The organism is Bacillus sp. SJ-10 (assembly GCF_002843505.1).
GTDB classification, from domain to species: Bacteria; Bacillota; Bacilli; order Bacillales; family Bacillaceae; genus Bacillus; species Bacillus velezensis.
Genome location: NZ_CP025258.1, coordinates 1,751,999 through 1,770,610 on the forward strand (window position 1 = coordinate 1,751,999; position 18,612 = coordinate 1,770,610).

Below are 18,612 nucleotides of genomic sequence, written 5' to 3' on the forward strand. Positions count from 1 at the left end.
GAACTGCATGTGGACTTGGAAAGCAGACAGGCCCGTCGGTACCATTGTCATTATCCACGGGGCGAGCGAATACCACGGGCGTTATAAATGGCTCGTTGAAATGTGGAGATCTTCCGGATATAACGTGGTGATGGGCGATTTGCCCGGTCAGGGAACGTCGACCCGCGCCAGAGGGCATATTCGCTCTTTCCAAGAATACATTGATGAAGTAGATATATGGATTGATAAAGCGAGAACGCTTGAAGCGCCCGTTTTCCTTTTGGGCCACAGCATGGGCGGCCTGATTGCGATAGAATGGTTTAAGCAGCAGAGAAATCCCCGCATTACGGCACTCATTTTATCATCACCTTGTCTGGGTCTGCAAATAAAAGTCAATAAAGTCCTAGATTTTGCGTCTAAAGGACTGAACGTCCTCGCTCCGTCCCTCAGAGTGGATTCCGGCTTATCACCTGATATGGCAACGAGGAATGCGGATATGATTGAAGCGGATCAAAACGACTCTTTATATGTCACGAAGGTATCCGTAAGATGGTACAGAGAGCTTTTAAAAACCATTGATGCCGCTATGGTGCCGACTGATGCGTTTTTAAAGGTGCCGCTTTTGCTTATGCAGGGCGGTGATGACAAAATCGTCGATAAAATGAAGGTCCGCAAATGGTTTTCCGGTGTGGCTTCCCATAATAAATCGTACCGGGAATGGGAAGGGCTTTATCATGAAATTTTTAATGAACCGGAAAGAGAAACTGTGTTTAAGGCGGCAAAAGCCTTTACAGATCAGTATATTTGAATTCGCTGGGGGTGCATATGTTGACAGTACCGGAACATCCTTTTAACCTTATGGCAAAAGTGTATCGGGAAATTTTTCCGCTCGTTCATCAGGAATTGAACATGTGGCGGGAAAAATCAGATTCCATTAAAAATACCGAACTGCGGCAGCAGGCGGCCGCAAGTATCCGCGATAAATCGTTTCATTGTGAAGGAGGCGGCATTTTAGCCCTGCTTTCGGGAGAGCAGAAACAGAAATGCGTGCAATTTATCATCGCGTATCAGACAATCAGTGATTATCTGGACAATCTGTGCGACCGCAGCACCTCGCTTGATCCCGAGGACTTCCGCATGCTTCATCTCTCCATGCGTGACGCGCTGACGGTCGGTGCCGAGGTGCGGCCGTACTATCAGTACAGAGAGGAGCGGGATGACGGCGGTTATCTTCATGAGCTGGTCAGAACATGCCAGCGGGTGCTCGGGTCAATAGAACATTACGGTATCATTAAACCTTATTTGCTTGAGCTATGTGATTATTATTGCGATCTTCAGGTTCATAAGCATGTCGTTGAGCATGAACGCGTTCCGAGGCTTAAAGGCTGGTTTGAGCAGTACCGGTCACAGCTTCCGGAAATGGAGTGGTTTGAATTCTCGGCCTGCGCCGGATCGACGTTAGGCATTTTCTGTCTCGTTGCTTACTCATTCCAGCCTGATTTTAACGAACATACCGCTGAGAAAATCCGCAGCAGTTATTTTCCGTACATACAAGGGCTGCATATACTGCTCGATTATTTAATTGACCAGGAAGAGGATCTGCTTGAAGGCGATCTGAATTTCTGTACGTATTATCAGTCTCATGAAGAAATGATGCAGAGACTGCAGCATTTTATTGAAAAAGCGGATGAACATTTGAAAGGCATTCCGCATGAAAATTTTCACCGGCTGATCAACAGGGGGCTGCTCGGCGTCTATTTATCCGATGACAAAGTCGCCGGCCAAAAAGAAATGGGCCGCCTCGCGCGAAAGCTGATCAGGGCAAGCGGAAAAACGTCATTTTTCTTTTATATCAACGGAAGAGCCTACCGCAAATTTCAGAAGATGGCTTGGACGAAAAGTTCGTAATGGGTGAACTGCGCCTCTCGTGTAAATCATGACGGCGCAGTTTTTTATTTATGACGTGAAGTATGAAATGAAACATTGTTTGCGCCTGCAGAATATGATACTTTAATTTTATGAAAAAATTAAAGTATTTAGCGGTCATAGCATTACTTTCCATTTCCGGAGGCTGCTCCGTCATCCATGCTTCCGCCGGCTATCATCCTGTCTTGATAGCGCACAGGGGCTCTTCTTCGATTGAGCCGGAACATACAGCTTTGTCTTATGCGCGTGCCATTAAAGACAAAGCAGATTATATTGAGATAGACTTACGGGAGACAAAGGACGGCCATCTGATTGCAATTCACGATAAAACGGTAGATCGGACAACAGATGGTAAAGGGATGACAGATGATCTGTCTTTGGCTCAGATTAAGAAACTGAATGCGGGAAAAGGAGAAAAGATTTTAACATTAGAAGAAATCATACAGAAATTCGGACAAACTGCCAATTACTATATTGAGACAAGAGAAAGCAACGGCAGCCTGGTGATGGAAAAGAAACTGATTGACATATTACAAAAACATAAGCTGATTTCCAGCCATAAAGCAGTCATTGAGTCTTTTAGCGGGAAGAGCTTAAAGAAAGTTCGATCTATGAATAAAAAAGTTCCTCTTGTTCGATTATTAAAAGATAACGAGGCTGAGGAGATAAATGATAAGCAGCTGCAAACCATCAGAACGTATGCTGATACAGTCGGGCTCAACGCCAAATTGGCAAATGAAGCAGTCGTGAAGCGCATTCATCACAATAAGATGAAAGTGCACGTGTTTTTTGATAAGGAAGACGAGCATACGCTGACGCCTATTATGCTGAAACAAAAAGCAGATGGTGTCTTTACAAACAATCCCGCTTATACACGCAGCGTGCTGCAAAACAGTAAATAAAAAGAGACATGCGCATTTTACGCTGTCTCTTTTTTTAACGGTTTCTTTTTTGCCGCAAGGTGCATTGCGAATTTGCCGATCAGCCCGATGACAAAAAATGCAGCAAACCACCAGTAATAGGTTTTCGCGAACTCAAATCCTAAATGTCTTGATAAAATGATGACGAACATCACATAGGGAACACTTGAAAATATGATGCGAAGAATATTCAAACTGCCGCTCCTCCCAGATGTTACACTTAAAGATGTGCTTTTTTCCATTATTTCATAGTAATTGATTTTTCTTGAAAAGTAAACACAAAAAGAGTCGGCCCGCTTATGACAGGCCGATTCTTTATTTGCCGGCAGATTTCTTTTCAATCGCTATAATAAACGGCGGGTCGTTTCGCTGGTTGAGAAAGCCGTAGCTCAGCACGCGCGCTTTTTCCTGATCAAGATTGCTGCAGTACTCCAGTAATGCACTTTTTTCCGTCTTGCCTTCAGGATGCCCGTGGTACACAACGAGAACGATCAGCCCGTTCTCCTTCAGCAGTTCAAGGAGCTGTTCGATCGCGGAAATGGTTGAGTGACCGTTTGTCGTAATGCTTTTATCGCCGCCGGGCAGATAGCCGAGATTAAAGACGGCGCAAGCCACACGACCGTGCGCATCTTCAGGCAGCGATGCCTTTATTTGATCATGGCTCTTATGGTGAAGCGTGACGCGCGGGCCGAAGTCGGCACCGAGCCGCTCCTTCGTTTTAGCGAGTGCGTCCGCTTGAATATCAAAAGCATGAACATGTCCTGTCTCACCGACAAGGCCGGCCAGAAAATATGTATCATGTCCGTTGCCCATCGTCGCGTCAACCGTGATATCACCTTCCTGTGCGGCGGACTTCAGCAATTCTTTACTGAAAGGGAGGATGTGCATCAAGGTCATAGGGCGGTCTCCTCCCCGATCTTTCTGAAGAGCTTCCCTTGATAGCTTCCCCGTGTTTCCAGCTCTTTTTGAATGGCGCCCAGTACTTCCCACTTATTGACGCTCCACATCGGTCCGACCATTAATTCGATCGGCCCGTCTCCCGTAATGCGGTGAACAATCATTTCCGGGGGAATGATTTCGAGCTGATCACATACAAGACTTACATATTCTTCTTGAGAAAGGAACTCCAGCTTTCCTTTTTCATATTGCTTCACCATCGGTGTGCCTTTTAATAAGTGAAGCAGGTGAATTTTAATGCCTTGCACATCCAAATCAGCGACGGCTTTGGCCGTCTCCATCATCATGTCCCTGTTTTCAAGCGGAAGCCCGTTAATGATATGGGAACAAACGCGGATGCCGTGTTTCCTCAGTTTATTGACACCCTCAACATAGCAGTCAAAATCATGGGCGCGGTTGATCAGAAGGGCGGTCCGCTCATACACGGTCTGCAACCCGAGTTCAACCCATAAATAGGTCCGCTCATTCAGTTCGGCCAAATATTCCACGACATCGTCCGGCAGGCAGTCCGGACGGGTCGCGATCGACATGCCGACAACGCCGTCAAGCTTGAGGACGGATTCGAATTTTTCACGCAGCTCCTCTACCGGGGCATGCGTATTCGTGAACGCTTGGAAATATGCGATATATTTGCCGTCTTTCCACTTTTCGTGCATGCGGTTTTTAATATCGTGAAATTGCGTGAGTAAGTCATCGGCCCGATTGCCGGCAAAATCGCCGGAGCCCGCCGCGCTGCAGAATGTGCAGCCTCCGTGTGCAACCGTGCCGTCCCGATTCGGGCAGTCAAAACCGCCGTCAAGCGCGACTTTAAACACTTTATGCCCGAAATGCTCCCGCAGATGATAATTTAATGTATGGTACCGTTTTTCCGTATTTGAATAAGGAAAAGGGTTATTCTCGTTCAATGTTCAAAAAGCCTCCCTCACATCAGATGCATCCTAAAATTGTAGCATGAATGATGGGGGTTCACAATCTGAAAACAGGATGCGGCTTTCTTTTGTTTATTATGACTGCAGGCAGGATTCTCATTCCTTTAGTTAAACACGGAAAATTTGGTTCTCTTTCCTTCAACCTTCGGGTGTTATTATTTTTGGTCCGCTCAAACTAAGTTTGATTTCCCATTCACTGAGGAGGGGTTTCGTTGGCAACAAGACAATCAGTAGATGAACATCTCCAAAGAAGCGAACAGGCGTATGAATTTGCGAATGAGCAATTTATGACCGCTTCGAAACAAGAGCATTATAATGATAATGAGTACAGTGAAGCGCAAATGATGCTTGAAAACGCGGTGAATGAATTAAACAAGCTGTCATTATCTGCGAATGATCAGCAAAGAGAGCAGCTTTACCGAATGAGATTGCAGCTGCAGACCTTGCAAAACAATATGATTTTGCAACGTAATTTTGATTACTGACCGCGCCGTTTCAAATGGTTCAGCAAACCTGCCGGAATCCCGGCGGGTTTTTTTGTATTTCTTTTAAAAAAGAATTGACAATAGGCCTGAGTGTGTTTATTGTATTACGTGTACTACTTGATGTAATACACATAAAACACTCAAAAAATGAAATCGACATATAAATGTTAAGCATAGGGAAGGGGAACTTTCATGAAAAACAAAAGATCCGTAAAACAAGATGTGCCTCTTATTATCGCCGCCTCGGTTTTGGCCAGCAGTCTGTTTGCCGTTCTTGTCGTCATCGGATTTCAATGGCAGAACATTTAAAGAAAGAGAGCAGCTCGTAAAAGAAAGAAGGGAAGTAAATGATTCAAATCGATCCGAGAAGCTCAACTCCGATTTATGAGCAGATCATACAGCAACTGAAAGAGCTTTGTTTAAAAGGGATCATGAAGCCGGGGGATAAACTTCCTTCTGTCAGGGAATTGGCAACGATCATTATCGCCAATCCGAACACAGTCAGCAAAGCGTACAAGGAGCTCGAACGCGATGGTGTCATTGAAACGCTGAGGGGAAGAGGAACGTATATATCGGAGAATGCAAAAACGACATTGGTTGAAGGGAAGATGACGATGATAAAAGAGCAATTGAAACAGCTCATCATCGATGCCCATTACGCGGGAGTTGAGCTAGAGAAGCTGCAGGAATGGATAAAGGAAATCAGCGCTGATCTGAAAGGAGGCAAGGATCATGATTGAATTGCGGAATCTCTCAAAAACAATAGACGGTAAAGAAGTGCTCAAGGATATTTCGCTCACCATCGGAAAAGGGGAAATTTTCGGGCTGCTCGGGCGAAACGGATCAGGGAAAACAACGCTGCTCCGGCTCATTCAGCAGATTCTGCTGCCGGATCAAGGGACGGTTTTATTTAATCAGGTGGAAATAAAGCGGCATCCGAAAGTAAAACAGAACATCATTTATATGCCTGTTGAAAATCCTTTTTATGACAAGTATACATATAAGCAGCTTGTTGCGATTGTAAGCAGAATCTATCCGAATTTTGATGTGACTTACGCCAATGAGCTGATGAACAGGTACGGCATTCCGGAAACGAAGAAATACCGTGAATTATCGACAGGCCTGAAAAAACAGCTTGCGCTCGTCCTTGCCTTTGCTTCACGTCCGGCTCTTATCCTTTTGGATGAACCGACGGACGGAATTGACGCCGTAACGCGTCATGACGTGCTTCAGCTTATGGTGGATGAAGTGGCTGAACGGGAAACGAGCATTCTGATTACCTCACACCGTTTAGAAGATATTGAGCGAATGTGCAACCGGATCGGGTTTTTGGAAGGAAATCAGCTGACGAATGTGATGGACTTGGATGATATGAAGGAAGAGTACATGAAAATCCAAATGGCATTTGAAGAGGACGTCGCCTTGAAGATCAGAGAACAAAACATACCGATTCTCGACCATGCCGGTGTGTTTTATACGGTGCTGATTCAAAAGAACGATGAAAAGAAAAAGAACTTTCTGCAAGAGCTGCAGCCGAAAGTATGGAACGAACTTCCTGTGAACTTAGAAGAAGTCTTCATCGCGAAGTTTGGAGGGAACCGGAGATGGTAGACAGGGGATTGCTGTACAGAGAATGGGTGCAGAATCGAACTGTTCTTGTGATGGTCGGTATTTTTTTAGCGGCGGTCAATCCATTTGAAGTGTTAAATACCTATCTGGTCTATCAGGGCTGTCTGGATACCCACGGAGCATATTGTAAGTTTTATGTGAATTCTTTGGAGAGCGGAATGCTGAACTTGAACTGGGCGCCCGCTGTCATTTTGGCGGTTTGCTTATTCGGACTGGAGCGTACGAAAGGAACGATTGATGCGCTGTTCAGTCTGCCTTATTCCCGCGCTCAGGTGTTTCACACTAAATTTTGGCTCGGAGCGGCGCTCATTACCGGCGCTCAGGTGATCGGCTACGGGCTGGCTGAGCTGCTCATTCTTCTGTTAAAGCCTGAGCGCGTATATTTCTTTCACCATTACAGCGTCGGAGAGATTATTGTGAGTGTTTTGGCTTTTACATTGGTTGCGAGCGCAGGCTGCTTAACGGGCAATACGTTCGCCCAGCTGTTAACGGCGTTTACTGTGTCGATATCACCATACTTGATCATTACGTTGCCATTGTCCAATGTAGAAGTCATCTTCGGAGCCGGCATGTATGAGCTGATGCCGTCAGTCGATGCTTATATCAAAGTATACAATTTTTTTCAATATCTGAATCCAATAACGTACGGTGATACCGATTGGGTATCTGCCAGCAAGTATATATTAATCATTCCGGCAGTGATGAGCATTGTATTTTATGCCATCGGGTACTTTTGCTATGTCAGGCAGCCGGTGGAACGGAACGGCCGTTTTTTTCTCTGGAGACAGCTTGACCGGCCCATTCAGATTGTGGTGATCATAATCGCCGTTCTCGGTTTTGGCCTGGCGGGGTACTCGACGGGACATACGATGACAGGGTATGTGGCCGGGATGCTGGTCGGAGGAGCGATCGGATTTTTGGTCAGTTATTTTGTGATTTATAAAAAAACGAAGCATGTGTAAGAGAGGAGGACCGGAATGATACCGCGGGGATTGTTGTACACAGAATGGAAAAAAAATCAGTGGTTGTTTTTATGCAGCGGCATTCTTTTAATGGCGGCAAACCCTTTTATGGTTTATAACAACTACTCAACATATCAAGAATGTTTGAATAACCCAGCTCTTCAAGATTGTGAATTCGTTGTCAATTATACGAATGGGTCGCTTCTTTCCTTCAGCTGGATTGTGAGTGTCATCATTGCCGTCTTCTTATTAGGCTTGGAACGGACAAAGGGAACGATGGATGCCTTGTTAAGCATGCCTTACAGCAGAGGCCAAATCTTTCAGACGAAATTCTGGCTCGGCGGGGCAGTCATTGTTGTTCCTCAGGCGATAGGCTATGGAGCGGCGTCATTGCTGATATCTTTACTGAAACCGAGCCATACGTACGATTTTGATCATTTTTCAATCGGAATGATTGTCATCAGTTTTATGGCTTACGCCTTGTTAATGGCATCCGGCGCATTAACGGGACAGATATTCGCCCAGCTGTTAACGGCGTTTACCGTCACAGTTCTGCCCTTTTTACTCATCGGTCTGCCGGCCGCGAATTTGGAGGTCGTATTCGATTTTAGTGTCGGAGATCAATTTTCTTTTATCAGCAGTTATATCGAATCCCGTCTTTTTATATTTGTAACCCCTATTGGATATGTGTTTAACGACTGGATCAGAGAAAGGGATTTGATTTTAATCATTCCGATTGTGATGAGCCTTGTCTTTTATCTGATCGGTTACGTCAGCTTTCTGAAACATCCGAATGAACGGAACGGCAGATTCTTTCTTTGGAGAAAATTGGACCGGCCGGTGCAGATCTTGGTGATTGCCTTTGCCGTTATGGGTTTCGGCGTTTTCGGATATGGGGTCACAGACACGATGTTCGGCTATTTAGCCGGCATTATCTTCGGCGCGATTATCGGGTTTTTCATCAGTTATTTTACGGTTTACAGGAAGTCAAAGCATATGTAGATCTGTTTGAAAATGAGCAGTTTGGAGGAAGGCAAGGTGCCGATTAGCGGTTTGCTTTATAAAGAATGGAAGCAGCGGCAGACGCTGCTGCTTCTTACATCGGGGTTCTTAGCTATTTTAGGCCCTTTGGCAATTATAAATGAGTATTTTCACTATAAGGATTGTTTAAAAACACTTCATCAATATTCAGGTTCAGTTTGTACGTTCAGCATTGATTACAGCAATCGGAATTTGATTGGGCTGCATTTCATTCCTCCGGTTATGATGGGGCTTTTTCTGATAAGAGGAGGCAGGGCTGAAAGGATGTTTACACTGAGTCTTCCGTATTCGAGAAGCCGGATATTTCATACGAAGTTTTTCTTGGGAGCAGCCGTGTTAGCCGGCTCGCAGTTTGTTTCTTACGGAGTATCTGACCTATTGTTTCTAGCGCTTAAACCTGACGCTGTCCATCATTTTCAATCATTCAGCTCAGGGATGCTGGTCATCAGCTTGATGATTTATGCATTAGTGACAGCTGCTGGCACGATAACGGGCAATTTAGCGGCGCAGCTGATCACGGCGTTCACGGTTTCCGTCTTTCCGATCGTGGTTATGACGATTTACTTGTTAAACGCTGAGTTCCTTTTTGGCAGGCAGGCTGTGCCGGATATTGATTTCCCTTGGAGCGGATTTCTGATCTATTTCATGCCTGCCGCTTACATCCATACCTCATGGATGTATTACATGAAACACGCATTGTTAATTTCCGCAATTATGGGATTTTGTTTCTATCTATTCGGCTATGCGAATTTCCTGAAAATGCCGAGTGAACGAAGCGGACATTTTATCCTAAGCAAACACATTGAACGCACCATTCAAGTGCTCGTCATGGTGCTCAGTATGCTGGGAAGTGCGGGGGTATGCGGATATGCTTATAACGGTTCGTATACCGGTTACATATTCGGCATGCTTATCGGCGCGGTGATCGGGTTTTTCATCAGTTATTACTTCATCTATAAAAAAACGAAACAGATATAAGGGGGAGTGGTGTACATGATAGAAGTACAGCATATTGATCATTCATTTAAAATCGGCAGGAAAGGCAGAGAGAGTGAGGTTCCGGTATTGAAGGATGTTTCTTTGACCGTTGAAAAAGGGGAAATCGCCTGTATCGTCGGGCGGAGCGGTTCCGGAAAATCAACGCTTCTGAATTTAATTTCCGGATACATAGCGCCGACGAAGGGCCGTATCGTCATTAATGGCACTGATGTGACGGGCTTCAGTGAAAAAGAGTGGGCGCAGTTCCGCCTCGGGCATTTCGGTTTTATTTTTCAAAGTTTTCAGCTCATTCCGAGTCTGACAACCTATGAAAATGTTGAAATGCCGCTTGCCTTAAAAGGCGTCAAACCGTCTGAACGCAAGCAGAAAGTCGCGGACATGCTGAAACGGGTCGGACTTGAGAATCATGCGAATCATTATCCGAATGAGCTGTCAGGCGGCCAGCAGCAGCGTGTCAGTATCGCAAGAGCCCTGATTTTAAATCCGTCGATTATTTTAGCTGATGAGCCGACGGGAAGTCTCGATTCAGAAACGGAGCTTGAGGTGCTTGCGTTAATTCAGCAGCTGAACCGGGAGCGCGGGATTACATTTGTCATCATTACGCATGACGATGAAGTCGCTTCGATCGCGCATTCAAAATTCCAGCTGCATGACGGTGTATTAAAAGGGGGCGTTACTGTTGAGATTTAAGGATCAGATTCACTTTATCAGAAGAAATATGAAGAAAAACCGGCTGCGTGTTTTCATGACGGTGCTGGCAACGACAATGGCGTGCGCGTTTTTGGTCGTGCTGGCGTCCGTCGGATTCGGCATCCAAAAAACGATTACAGACATTACGATGAGCCAGCAGATTGTTACGGAAATCAATGTGCTCGGCCAAGAGAACGGAAAAGCCGTGAAGAAATCAGACTTGGAAAAGTATAAGAATGTCAAGTCTGTCGTTGAAAGAACACAAGTGTATGAACCGAATAAAGCGTCGTTAGGAAACCGAACAAATGAAGATTCTGCCATTGTGCTGACAAACATGAACGATGAAGTCAAAGCCAATATGGAGCTTGATCAGGGAAGGGTCGCCCGTACAGAGAATGAAATCGTGGTCGGCTATGATTTTGCGAAGAACCTATTGACGAAAAAAGAGGCTGACGCTTACGACAAAGAGTTAAAGGATCACCAAGGCGACATGTCGGAGGTGAAAAAACCAAAAGGCTATACGAAAGACCTGCTTAATAAAACGATACAGCTGAGCATCTCCAAAACAAACAAAGACGGAGACGTTGAGAAAACGAAAACGTACGACTTCAAAGTAGTCGGAATTACAAAAAAACCGTCCCAAGATTGGATAGAAGATACAAATATTTTTGTGAGTGATCAATTCAAGAAGGACTTCTCAACATTCTTGGATCTGAAGAATGGAAATGTGGAAAAAAACATCAATGTGTATGCGGACAAATTCGATCATGTCGATCAGCTTACCCATGACCTCACGGATGACGGCTTCTATGTCAGGTCTGTCACAACCGAGCTGAAGGGCGTCAATACCTTTTTCCTCGTCTTTAAAATCGGCCTGATCTTTGTCGGCTTTATCGCCGTCGTGATTTCTGCCATCGGTATTTTCAATACGATGACAATGGCGGTTACGGAAAGAACGCAGGAAATCGGGATTATGAAAGCGATCGGCGCAAGCCCGTCCATCATCCGCAGAATGTTCCTGATGGAAAGCGCCTATATCGGGATATTAGGTTCTGTCATCGGGATTATCATTTCTTACGGAGTGAGTTTTGCCGTCAATCTGGCTGTGCCGGTTATCTTGAAAGCGGTAGGGGGAAACACCGGAGCTGAAGATCTTCATTATACCTTCTCCTATATCCCGCTCAGCCTCGTTGTGATCGCAGTTGTCATTTGTGCGGGGGTCGCGGTGATTTCCGGTATGAATCCGGCCCGCAAAGCGACAAAAACCAATGTTCTGACTGCATTAAGAAGAGAACTGTAAAGGAAAAAAGCCGGCTGGACATCAGCCGGTTTTTCCTCTATCTATCAGAAAAGGGCGGATACCATGTTTCACATTTTGTTAATAGAAGATGATAACACTTTGTTTCACGAGATGAAAGAGAGATTAACGGGCTGGTCATTTGCGGTGCACGGAATAAAAGATTTCAGCCGGGTCATCCGGGAGTTTTCCGAAATTAAGCCTGATTTGGTGATCATTGATGTACAGCTGCCGAAATTTGACGGCTTTCATTGGTGCAGAATGATACGCTCCCAATCAAACGTGCCGATTCTCTTTTTGTCCTCGCGCGATCATCCCGCGGATATGGTCATGTCGATGCAGCTCGGGGCAGATGATTTTATTCAGAAGCCTTTTCACTTTGATGTGTTAATCGCGAAAATACAGGCGGTGTTCCGCCGTGTGCATCAATACGGCACAGAACCGGCGCTGATGAAAAGATGGTGCGGGGCGGTCATTGACACAGAAACCAACACGGTCAGCCGTAAAAACGGTTCGGTCGAGCTGACCAAAAACGAAATGCTGATCTTAAAACTGCTGGCTGAGCAGAAAAATAAAATCGTCAGCCGGGAAGAACTCATCAGAAGCCTATGGAATGATGAGCGTTTCGTCAGTGATAATACGCTGACGGTGAATGTCAACCGGCTGCGGAAAAAACTCGATCAATTAGGCATCGGGAAAATGATTGAAACCAAGGTGGGGCAGGGATACATCGCAAAGGAAGAAGACGGTCTTTATGATTAAGTCATTTCTGCTCGAAAGAAAAAGCTGGATCGCGATGTTTCTTTTGCAGCAGGCTGTGCTCCTTTTTGCGGCATATATTGATCCGTCTATTCCGTTTTTTTCGGTGCTGTATTTCGTTTACCTGTCGCTTCTTGTGTTTCTTGTATTTCTCTTGTTCCGCTATCGTAAAGAGACCGCCTATTATAAAAGCTTAAGAGAGTGGGACGCCAATTTAGACATATCTTATCTTAAAGCGCCTGACAGTCCGTTTGAGTCTATCGTTGAAGAAAGCATTGAAGGGCAGACAGAGCAGTTAAGAAAAAGCTCACTTCATCTTCAGGCGGCGTCAGAGCATGAAAAGGACGATCTGATGTCATGGATTCACGAGGTCAAAACACCGCTGACAGCGATGCATCTCATGATCGAGCGCCTTGATGAACAGCAGCTGAAAGCCCCTTTGCTGTATGAATGGCTGCGGATTCACCATCTCCTGGACCAGCAGCTTCATCAGAAACGATTGTCCTTTATTGAAAATGATTTATCATTCCAGCGAATTCAGCTCAGACCGCTCGTTTTCAAAGAAATTAAAAATCTGCAATCATGGTGTATACAAAAAGGGATCGGGTTTGACATTCAGCTTGATTCACCAGACGTTCACAGTGACGGAAAATGGCTTTCCTTCATCATCAGGCAGCTGTTAAGCAATGCCGTCAAATACAGTGAGGCGGATGACATTACCTTAAAGAGCTATGAACAAAACGGCCGGGTGCATGTGGATATCGAAGACCGCGGCATCGGCATCGAGCCCAAAGATCTTCCGCGCATTTTTGAAAAGGGATTTACCTCGACGCGAATGAGGCGTGATCACGCGTCAACGGGGATGGGCCTGTATTTGGCTCAAAAAGCCGCGGCTCCGCTTCTTATCCGGATCAGCGTGCGCTCTGAGCCGGAAAGCGGCTCGGTTTTTACCTTGGTGTTTCCGAAACAGAACGATGCCGTCAGCATGTTCAGCGTGTGACAAAAGTGTCACATGCTTTTCTCTTTTGTTCGCTTAATCAAACGAAAAAAACGGTTTCTGTTTTTAAAATAAAGATAACCAATGTAAAAGGAGAATCATAACGTGATGATTTTAGAAGCAGGCAATATACAAAAAAGCTACGGAAACAAGCTGAATAGACAAGAGGTGCTGAAAGGAATTGATCTTCAGATTCACAAAGGGGAATTCGTCAGCATTATGGGCCCGTCGGGATCAGGGAAAACGACCCTTTTGAATGTGCTTTCCTCCATTGATAAAGTGAGCGCGGGCACCATTAAACTGAATGAGACGGAGATTACATCCATGAAAGAAAAACAGCTTGCCGAATTCAGAAAACGGCATCTTGGCTTTATTTTTCAGGATTATAATTTATTGGACACCCTGACCGTGAAAGAAAACATACTCCTGCCGTTATCCATTACGAAAATGTCTAAGAAAGAGGCGGACCTGCGATTTGCCGAGACGGCAGAGGAGCTTGGGATCTATGATTTGCGACATAAGTATCCGAGTGAAATTTCCGGCGGGCAAAAACAGCGGACGTCTGCCGCAAGAGCTGTTATTCACGAGCCGGGCATTATTTTTGCTGATGAGCCGACCGGAGCGCTCGATTCAAAGGCTGCCATGGATTTACTGAATAAACTCAGCCGTCTGAATCAAAAACGCCGCGCCACCATTGTGATGGTGACGCATGATCCGGTTGCCGCCAGCTATTCCGGACGTGTGGTTTTCATTAAAGACGGCCGTGTGTATACACAGCTGAATAAAGGCGGCCAGGACAGACCGGACTTTTTTCAGGATATTATGAAAACGCAAAGTGTATTGGGCGGAGTTCAGGTATGAGTATTCATCATTTGATCTTCCAGAACCTGAAAAAGAATATGAAAAACTATTACCTTTACGTTTTTGCGCTGGTGTTCAGCGCCGCCCTTTATTTCGCGTTTGTCACGATGCAATACGATCCGGCGCTTGATGAAATGAAAAGCTCCATAAAAGGAGCGGCGGCAATCCGGGCCGCCTCTGTACTGCTTGTGGCGATCGTGTCGGTATTTCTTTTATACGCCAACACCATTTTTATTAAACGGCGCGGCCGGGAAATCGGCTTATTCCGATTAATCGGCATGACGAAAATGCACATTTTCCGCATACTCAGCGCAGAAAATTTCATTTTGTATTTCGGATCGATTTGGATCGGTATTTTTGCCGGCTTTTCTCTCTCGAAATTATGTATGATGATGCTGTTTCATACAGTCGGTGTGAAAGCCTCTGTCTCACTGTTTTTTTCAAGCAAGGCGCTCGTTCAGACGTTAATTGTGTTCGGGGCAATTTACCTGCTGATTATGATGATGAATTACTTATTTATTAAACGGCAAAGCATTTTGTCTTTATTTAAAACCGCGTCATCGTCAGAAAGCGGCATAAGACGGCTTTCTTGGGTGCAGATGTCGATCGGCGTTGTCGGTATTGCGGCCATTATCGCCGGCTATGCCGTGTCCGCGGATTTATTCGGAGGCAGTTTTACGAGCATGAATGAACTGTTTTCGGCAATGGTGTTTATTCTCGGCTCGGTCATTATCGGAACCTATCTGTTTTATAAAGGTTCGGTCAGCTTTCTGGCAAATCTCATCCGGAAATCAAAAGGCGGGTATCTGAATGTCAGTGAAGTGCTGTCTTTGTCATCCATCATGTTCCGGATGAAGTCAAACGCCGTCCTGCTGACGATTATTACGACTCTTTCGGCGCTGGCAATCGGTTTGCTGTCTTTAAGCTATATCTCGTACTATTCCGCGGAAAAATCGGCTGAGCAAAATACAGCCGCGGACTTTGCGTTTGATAACCAAAAGGAGACTGACTCATTTACCGCTTTATTGAAGAAAAACGGAATTGAACACAAAGTGAAAACAATCAAGACCATTCAAGCCGGTGTCAATATGAAGAACATCATAAACGGCGATATGAAAAGCTTTCAACAAGACCCGTCCAGCTTGGCGCTGCCGATTATAAGCGAGAAAGACGCAGAAGGGACGGAGCTTTCTGACGGAGAAGCCGTGTTTACCGGATATAATGATATGATGAAAAGATTTCTCGACCTGAAAACGTCAGGTTCCATTGATATAAACGGCAAAACGGATAAAATACCGCTGGCGTATAAGGGCTTGAAGAACGACTTCCTCCTGTCATATACATTTACAAGCGGAGGGCTGCCGACCGTTATCGTCACGCAGCAGGTATTTGATCGGATCGAGAAAGATATCGACCCGTCCATTCAGGGAAAATCAAATCGGTTTTTCGGCATTACACTCAAACGTGAAGAGGACATCCAAAAAGCTGATGGTCTGTTTCAGGCGCAGCACTATTCAGACGGCGCGCTTTCGCAATTTGAAACGGCTGACACCCAAAAGAAAAACATGGGGCTGATCATGTTTATTGTCGGCTTTTTGGGATTAACCTTTCTGATCACCTCAGGCTGTATCCTTTATTTTAAACAAATGGGCGAGTGTGAGGATGAGAAGGCTGATTACACGATATTGCGGAAACTCGGCTTCACAACGGGGGATCTGCTGAAAGGCATCCGCCGGAAGCAGGCGTATCATTTCGGCATCCCGCTCGTTCTCGGGCTGTTCCACAGCTATTTTGCCGTTCAGTCAGGATGGTTTTTATTCGGAACGGAAGTGTGGACGCCGATGATCATCGTCATGGCGCTGTATACGCTGCTGTACTCCATCTTCGGCATGCTGTCGGTGCTATACTATAAAAAGGTCATTCAATCCGCCTTGTAAAACAAGTTGAGGAGCCTCCGCATAAGCGGAGGCTTTTTTGTATGAATAGAAGAAAGCGATTTTTAAAAGAATAGACATACGTCATTTTTTCGCGCGGGGGAGCCTTATGCAGAAATATTTTCAATTGAAATCTGAAACAGGGGCCTTTCATCTTTTTTCCAAGGAACACATTTTCACGCTGTTGATCATCGGATTGCTGGGGACGGGCGTGATCGTATTCCGGAAAAAGCTCAACCAGAGGCGGCCGAATCGCGTTTTCCGCTATGTACTATTCATTCTCCTTGCCGTGTCGCAGATCAGCTATCATATATGGCTGCTATGTCATCATGCCTGGTCGCTGAAAACAGCTCTGCCGCTGCAGCTGAGCGACCTTTCCGTCTATTTGGCGATGCTGATGGTCATGACAAAAAGCGAAAAACTGTTCGCCTTCCTCTATTTTGCCGGTTTGGGCAGCGCCGTACAGGCGATGGCAACACCTGATTTAGGGGCGTATTCTTTCCCGCATTTTCGGTACATCGTGTTTTTCGTCTCCCACGGCTGTGTTTTTCTTACCTGTCTATTCATGGCCGCTTCAGAAAGGTACAGGCCGTCGGCGCGCGGGCTGTGGGTATCGGTGCTGATCGTAAATCTGTACGGGGCGTGTGTCTTTTTTATTGACCGTGTGCTGAATGCAAATTACCTATATTTAATGAAAAAACCGAAGACCGCTTCGCTTCTGAACGTTTTCGGACCTTGGCCGTGGTATCTTCTATCAATGGAAGCGGCGGTGATATTGAGCTTTTTCATTCTGTATATCCCGTTTTGGCTGCTGAGGAAAAGAGCATGAGGCCGGCCTGTTTTTATGAATACAATCATTTGTAATTTTTTAAACATTCCGGCATTATTTTTTTCAGATTCTGGTGTTGAAAAAAGACGTCCGCGGCGATAGAATGAATGTGCTATGATAACGTGTTCGATACGGAGCCGCGGCTTGCGGTTTCCGTTTTTTCATGGGATTTTTTATAGAGAGAGGGGGATCGGTATGCCGCGCGCTTTGAAGATATTAATCATCGGAATGTTTATCAATGTGACGGGCGCATCTTTTTTGTGGCCGCTGAATACGATCTATATTCATAATCATTTAGGGAAATCGCTGACTGTTGCGGGGATTGTTCTGATGCTGAATTCCGGTGCCAGTGTGGCGGGGAATTTATGCGGCGGATTTTTGTTTGATAAAATCGGCGGATTCAAATCCATTATGCTCGGCATTATGATCACATTGGCAAGTCTTCTCGGACTCGTTCTGTTTCACCAATGGCCTGTTTATATTTGGCTGCTCATCATTGTCGGCTTCGGTTCCGGTATCGTGTTTCCGGCCAGTTACGCCATGGCGGGAGCGGTATGGAAAGAAGGCGGGCGGAGAGCTTTTAATGCGATTTATGTAGCTCAGAACGCAGGTGTCGCCGTCGGCTCGGCACTCGGCGGGATGGTTGCGGCGTACTCGTTTACGTACGTGTTTTTAGCCAATGCTATGCTGTATGTGCTGTTTTTCCTTATCGTATTTTTCGGGTTTCGAAATATCAAAACCGGAAATGCGAGCCAGGTTTCTGTCCTGGACTACGAGCCTGTCAGCAGCAGAACGAAATTTACGGCGCTTCTCATATTGAGCGGCGGGTATGTTCTCGGGTGGATTGCCTATTCGCAGTGGTCCACAACCGTTGCGTCACATACTCAAAGCATCGGTATGCCGCTTTCATTATACAGTGTGCTCTGGACCGTAAACGGAATATTAATTGTCGCCGGACAGCCTCTCATAGGAGCGGTTCTGAAAAAATGGTCCGGTGCGTTAAAAACGCAGATGGTCATCGGCTTTTGTATTTTTATCGTCTCGTTCGGCGTGCTTCTCAGCGCCAAGCAATTTCCGATGTACCTCACCGCAATGGTGATTTTAACCGTCGGAGAAATGCTTGTCTGGCCTGCCGTTCCTACCATTGCCAATCAGCTTGCGCCTAAGGGGAAAGAAGGGTTTTACCAAGGATTCGTCAACAGTGCGGCGACGGGCGGCAGAATGATCGGGCCGCTCCTTGGCGGCGTGCTGGTCGATCAGTACGGAATGAGCGTGCTGCTGTTGATCCTGATGGTGCTTCTTGTTGTCAGCATCGCAGCGACGGTACTGTACGACAAACGCCTGAAAACCGTTAGTAAACAAAACGTCCAAGTGCGATGACGACATAAAAAAATCCCGCTGTTTCGGCGGGATTTTTT

20 protein-coding genes are annotated in these 18,612 nt (G+C 45.8%); 17 read left to right on the forward strand and 3 right to left on the reverse strand.

What is annotated here, in order from left to right; genetic code table 11:
- Positions 1–7 precede the first annotated feature (7 nt).
- The 3 genes from CXL14_RS08975 (at position 8) to CXL14_RS08985 (ending at position 2,807) form a co-directional block, all read left to right on the forward strand.
- Complete coding sequence (locus CXL14_RS08975) at positions 8–787, forward strand: alpha/beta hydrolase (protein ID WP_003152261.1); 780 nt, start codon at positions 8–10, stop codon at positions 785–787.
- A 20-nt stretch (positions 788–807) separates the two neighbouring features.
- Positions 808–1,887, forward strand: coding sequence for a tetraprenyl-beta-curcumene synthase family protein (locus CXL14_RS08980; protein WP_032863656.1), 1,080 nt, complete (start codon positions 808–810; stop codon positions 1,885–1,887).
- 110 nt (positions 1,888–1,997) lie between these two features.
- On the forward strand, positions 1,998–2,807 hold the full coding sequence (locus tag CXL14_RS08985; RefSeq protein ID WP_014418692.1) for a glycerophosphodiester phosphodiesterase family protein: 810 nt from the start codon (positions 1,998–2,000) through the stop codon (positions 2,805–2,807).
- A gap of 17 nt (positions 2,808–2,824) precedes the next feature.
- Here the strand turns inward: CXL14_RS08985 and CXL14_RS08990 are convergent, their stop codons facing one another.
- The 3 genes from CXL14_RS08990 to CXL14_RS09000 all read right to left on the reverse strand — a co-directional run bounded on the left by CXL14_RS08990 (position 2,825) and on the right by CXL14_RS09000 (position 4,687).
- A complete protein-coding gene (locus tag CXL14_RS08990) occupies positions 2,825–3,019 on the reverse strand; it encodes a hypothetical protein (RefSeq protein WP_003152265.1) in 195 nt (64 codons plus the stop codon).
- Positions 3,020–3,140: 121 nt separating this feature from the next.
- Positions 3,141–3,722: a tRNA 5-(aminomethyl)-2-thiouridylate-methyltransferase MnmM gene (locus CXL14_RS08995; RefSeq protein ID WP_007613246.1), complete on the reverse strand. Its 582-nt coding sequence runs from the start codon at positions 3,720–3,722 to the stop codon at positions 3,141–3,143.
- On the reverse strand, positions 3,719–4,687 hold the full coding sequence (locus CXL14_RS09000) for a tRNA modification radical SAM protein MnmL/YtqA (RefSeq protein WP_101287769.1): 969 nt from the start codon (positions 4,685–4,687) through the stop codon (positions 3,719–3,721). The genes CXL14_RS08995 and CXL14_RS09000 overlap by 4 nt, the downstream gene beginning before the upstream one ends.
- 236 nt (positions 4,688–4,923) lie before the next feature.
- Here CXL14_RS09000 and CXL14_RS09005 point away from each other — a divergent pair, with 236 nt between their 5' ends.
- The 14 genes from CXL14_RS09005 to CXL14_RS09070 all read left to right on the forward strand — a co-directional run bounded on the left by CXL14_RS09005 (position 4,924) and on the right by CXL14_RS09070 (position 18,574).
- Positions 4,924–5,196: a YtzC family protein gene (locus CXL14_RS09005; RefSeq protein WP_003152272.1), complete on the forward strand. Its 273-nt coding sequence runs from the start codon at positions 4,924–4,926 to the stop codon at positions 5,194–5,196.
- Positions 5,197–5,543: 347 nt separating this feature from the next.
- Positions 5,544–5,936: a GntR family transcriptional regulator YtrA gene (gene ytrA / locus CXL14_RS09010; protein ID WP_014418691.1), complete on the forward strand. Its 393-nt coding sequence runs from the start codon at positions 5,544–5,546 to the stop codon at positions 5,934–5,936.
- The gene (locus tag CXL14_RS09015) at positions 5,929–6,807 is read left to right on the forward strand and encodes an ABC transporter ATP-binding protein (RefSeq protein ID WP_003152276.1); all 879 of its coding nucleotides are present in this window, start codon (positions 5,929–5,931) and stop codon (positions 6,805–6,807) included. The genes ytrA and CXL14_RS09015 overlap by 8 nt, the downstream gene beginning before the upstream one ends.
- The gene (locus CXL14_RS09020; protein WP_014418690.1) at positions 6,801–7,787 is read left to right on the forward strand and encodes an ABC transporter permease subunit; all 987 of its coding nucleotides are present in this window, start codon (positions 6,801–6,803) and stop codon (positions 7,785–7,787) included. The genes CXL14_RS09015 and CXL14_RS09020 overlap by 7 nt, the downstream gene beginning before the upstream one ends.
- A 15-nt stretch (positions 7,788–7,802) precedes the next feature.
- Entirely contained in the window at positions 7,803–8,789 is a 987-nt protein-coding gene (locus CXL14_RS09025) for an ABC transporter permease (protein WP_014418689.1), read from the forward strand.
- A 36-nt stretch (positions 8,790–8,825) separates the two neighbouring features.
- Entirely contained in the window at positions 8,826–9,806 is a 981-nt protein-coding gene (locus CXL14_RS09030; RefSeq protein WP_014418688.1) for a hypothetical protein, read from the forward strand.
- Positions 9,807–9,821: 15 nt separating this feature from the next.
- A complete protein-coding gene (locus tag CXL14_RS09035) occupies positions 9,822–10,517 on the forward strand; it encodes an ABC transporter ATP-binding protein (protein ID WP_007408816.1) in 696 nt (231 codons plus the stop codon).
- Positions 10,507–11,817 carry an ABC transporter permease gene (locus CXL14_RS09040; protein ID WP_014418687.1) on the forward strand — a complete coding sequence of 437 codons (1,311 nt, stop codon included), beginning with the start codon at positions 10,507–10,509 and terminating at the stop codon, positions 11,815–11,817. The genes CXL14_RS09035 and CXL14_RS09040 overlap by 11 nt, the downstream gene beginning before the upstream one ends.
- 63 nt (positions 11,818–11,880) lie before the next feature.
- The gene (locus tag CXL14_RS09045) at positions 11,881–12,576 is read left to right on the forward strand and encodes a response regulator transcription factor (RefSeq protein WP_014418686.1); all 696 of its coding nucleotides are present in this window, start codon (positions 11,881–11,883) and stop codon (positions 12,574–12,576) included.
- On the forward strand, positions 12,569–13,573 hold the full coding sequence (locus CXL14_RS09050) for a sensor histidine kinase (protein WP_014721692.1): 1,005 nt from the start codon (positions 12,569–12,571) through the stop codon (positions 13,571–13,573). The genes CXL14_RS09045 and CXL14_RS09050 overlap by 8 nt, the downstream gene beginning before the upstream one ends.
- Before the next feature lie 102 nt (positions 13,574–13,675).
- Complete coding sequence (locus CXL14_RS09055) at positions 13,676–14,431, forward strand: ABC transporter ATP-binding protein (protein WP_032863527.1); 756 nt, start codon at positions 13,676–13,678, stop codon at positions 14,429–14,431.
- Positions 14,428–16,368: an FtsX-like permease family protein gene (locus tag CXL14_RS09060; RefSeq protein WP_014418683.1), complete on the forward strand. Its 1,941-nt coding sequence runs from the start codon at positions 14,428–14,430 to the stop codon at positions 16,366–16,368. The genes CXL14_RS09055 and CXL14_RS09060 overlap by 4 nt, the downstream gene beginning before the upstream one ends.
- A gap of 106 nt (positions 16,369–16,474) precedes the next feature.
- Positions 16,475–17,194 carry a YwaF family protein gene (locus CXL14_RS09065; protein ID WP_014418682.1) on the forward strand — a complete coding sequence of 240 codons (720 nt, stop codon included), beginning with the start codon at positions 16,475–16,477 and terminating at the stop codon, positions 17,192–17,194.
- A 195-nt stretch (positions 17,195–17,389) separates the two neighbouring features.
- Positions 17,390–18,574, forward strand: a complete 1,185-nt coding sequence (locus CXL14_RS09070) for an MDR family MFS transporter (protein WP_014418681.1) — start codon at positions 17,390–17,392, stop codon at positions 18,572–18,574.
- The last annotated feature ends 38 nt before the right edge of the window (positions 18,575–18,612 follow it).

What these genes read in the sequence shown, in the direction of transcription:
- CXL14_RS08975 (WP_003152261.1), top strand. Translation starts at nt 8, where the DNA reads ATGTGGACTTGGAAAGCAGACAGGCCCGTCGGTACCATTGTCATTATC.
- CXL14_RS08985 (WP_014418692.1), top strand. Translation starts at nt 1,998, where the DNA reads ATGAAAAAATTAAAGTATTTAGCGGTCATAGCATTACTTTCCATTTCC.
- CXL14_RS08995 (WP_007613246.1), bottom strand. Translation starts at nt 3,722, where the DNA reads ATGACCTTGATGCACATCCTCCCTTTCAGTAAAGAATTGCTGAAGTCC.
- ytrA (WP_014418691.1), top strand. Translation starts at nt 5,544, where the DNA reads ATGATTCAAATCGATCCGAGAAGCTCAACTCCGATTTATGAGCAGATC.
- CXL14_RS09015 (WP_003152276.1), top strand. Translation starts at nt 5,929, where the DNA reads ATGATTGAATTGCGGAATCTCTCAAAAACAATAGACGGTAAAGAAGTG.
- CXL14_RS09020 (WP_014418690.1), top strand. Translation starts at nt 6,801, where the DNA reads ATGGTAGACAGGGGATTGCTGTACAGAGAATGGGTGCAGAATCGAACT.
- CXL14_RS09025 (WP_014418689.1), top strand. Translation starts at nt 7,803, where the DNA reads ATGATACCGCGGGGATTGTTGTACACAGAATGGAAAAAAAATCAGTGG.
- CXL14_RS09035 (WP_007408816.1), top strand. Translation starts at nt 9,822, where the DNA reads ATGATAGAAGTACAGCATATTGATCATTCATTTAAAATCGGCAGGAAA.
- CXL14_RS09045 (WP_014418686.1), top strand. Translation starts at nt 11,881, where the DNA reads ATGTTTCACATTTTGTTAATAGAAGATGATAACACTTTGTTTCACGAG.
- CXL14_RS09050 (WP_014721692.1), top strand. Translation starts at nt 12,569, where the DNA reads ATGATTAAGTCATTTCTGCTCGAAAGAAAAAGCTGGATCGCGATGTTT.
- CXL14_RS09060 (WP_014418683.1), top strand. Translation starts at nt 14,428, where the DNA reads ATGAGTATTCATCATTTGATCTTCCAGAACCTGAAAAAGAATATGAAA.
- CXL14_RS09065 (WP_014418682.1), top strand. Translation starts at nt 16,475, where the DNA reads ATGCAGAAATATTTTCAATTGAAATCTGAAACAGGGGCCTTTCATCTT.
- CXL14_RS09070 (WP_014418681.1), top strand. Translation starts at nt 17,390, where the DNA reads ATGCCGCGCGCTTTGAAGATATTAATCATCGGAATGTTTATCAATGTG.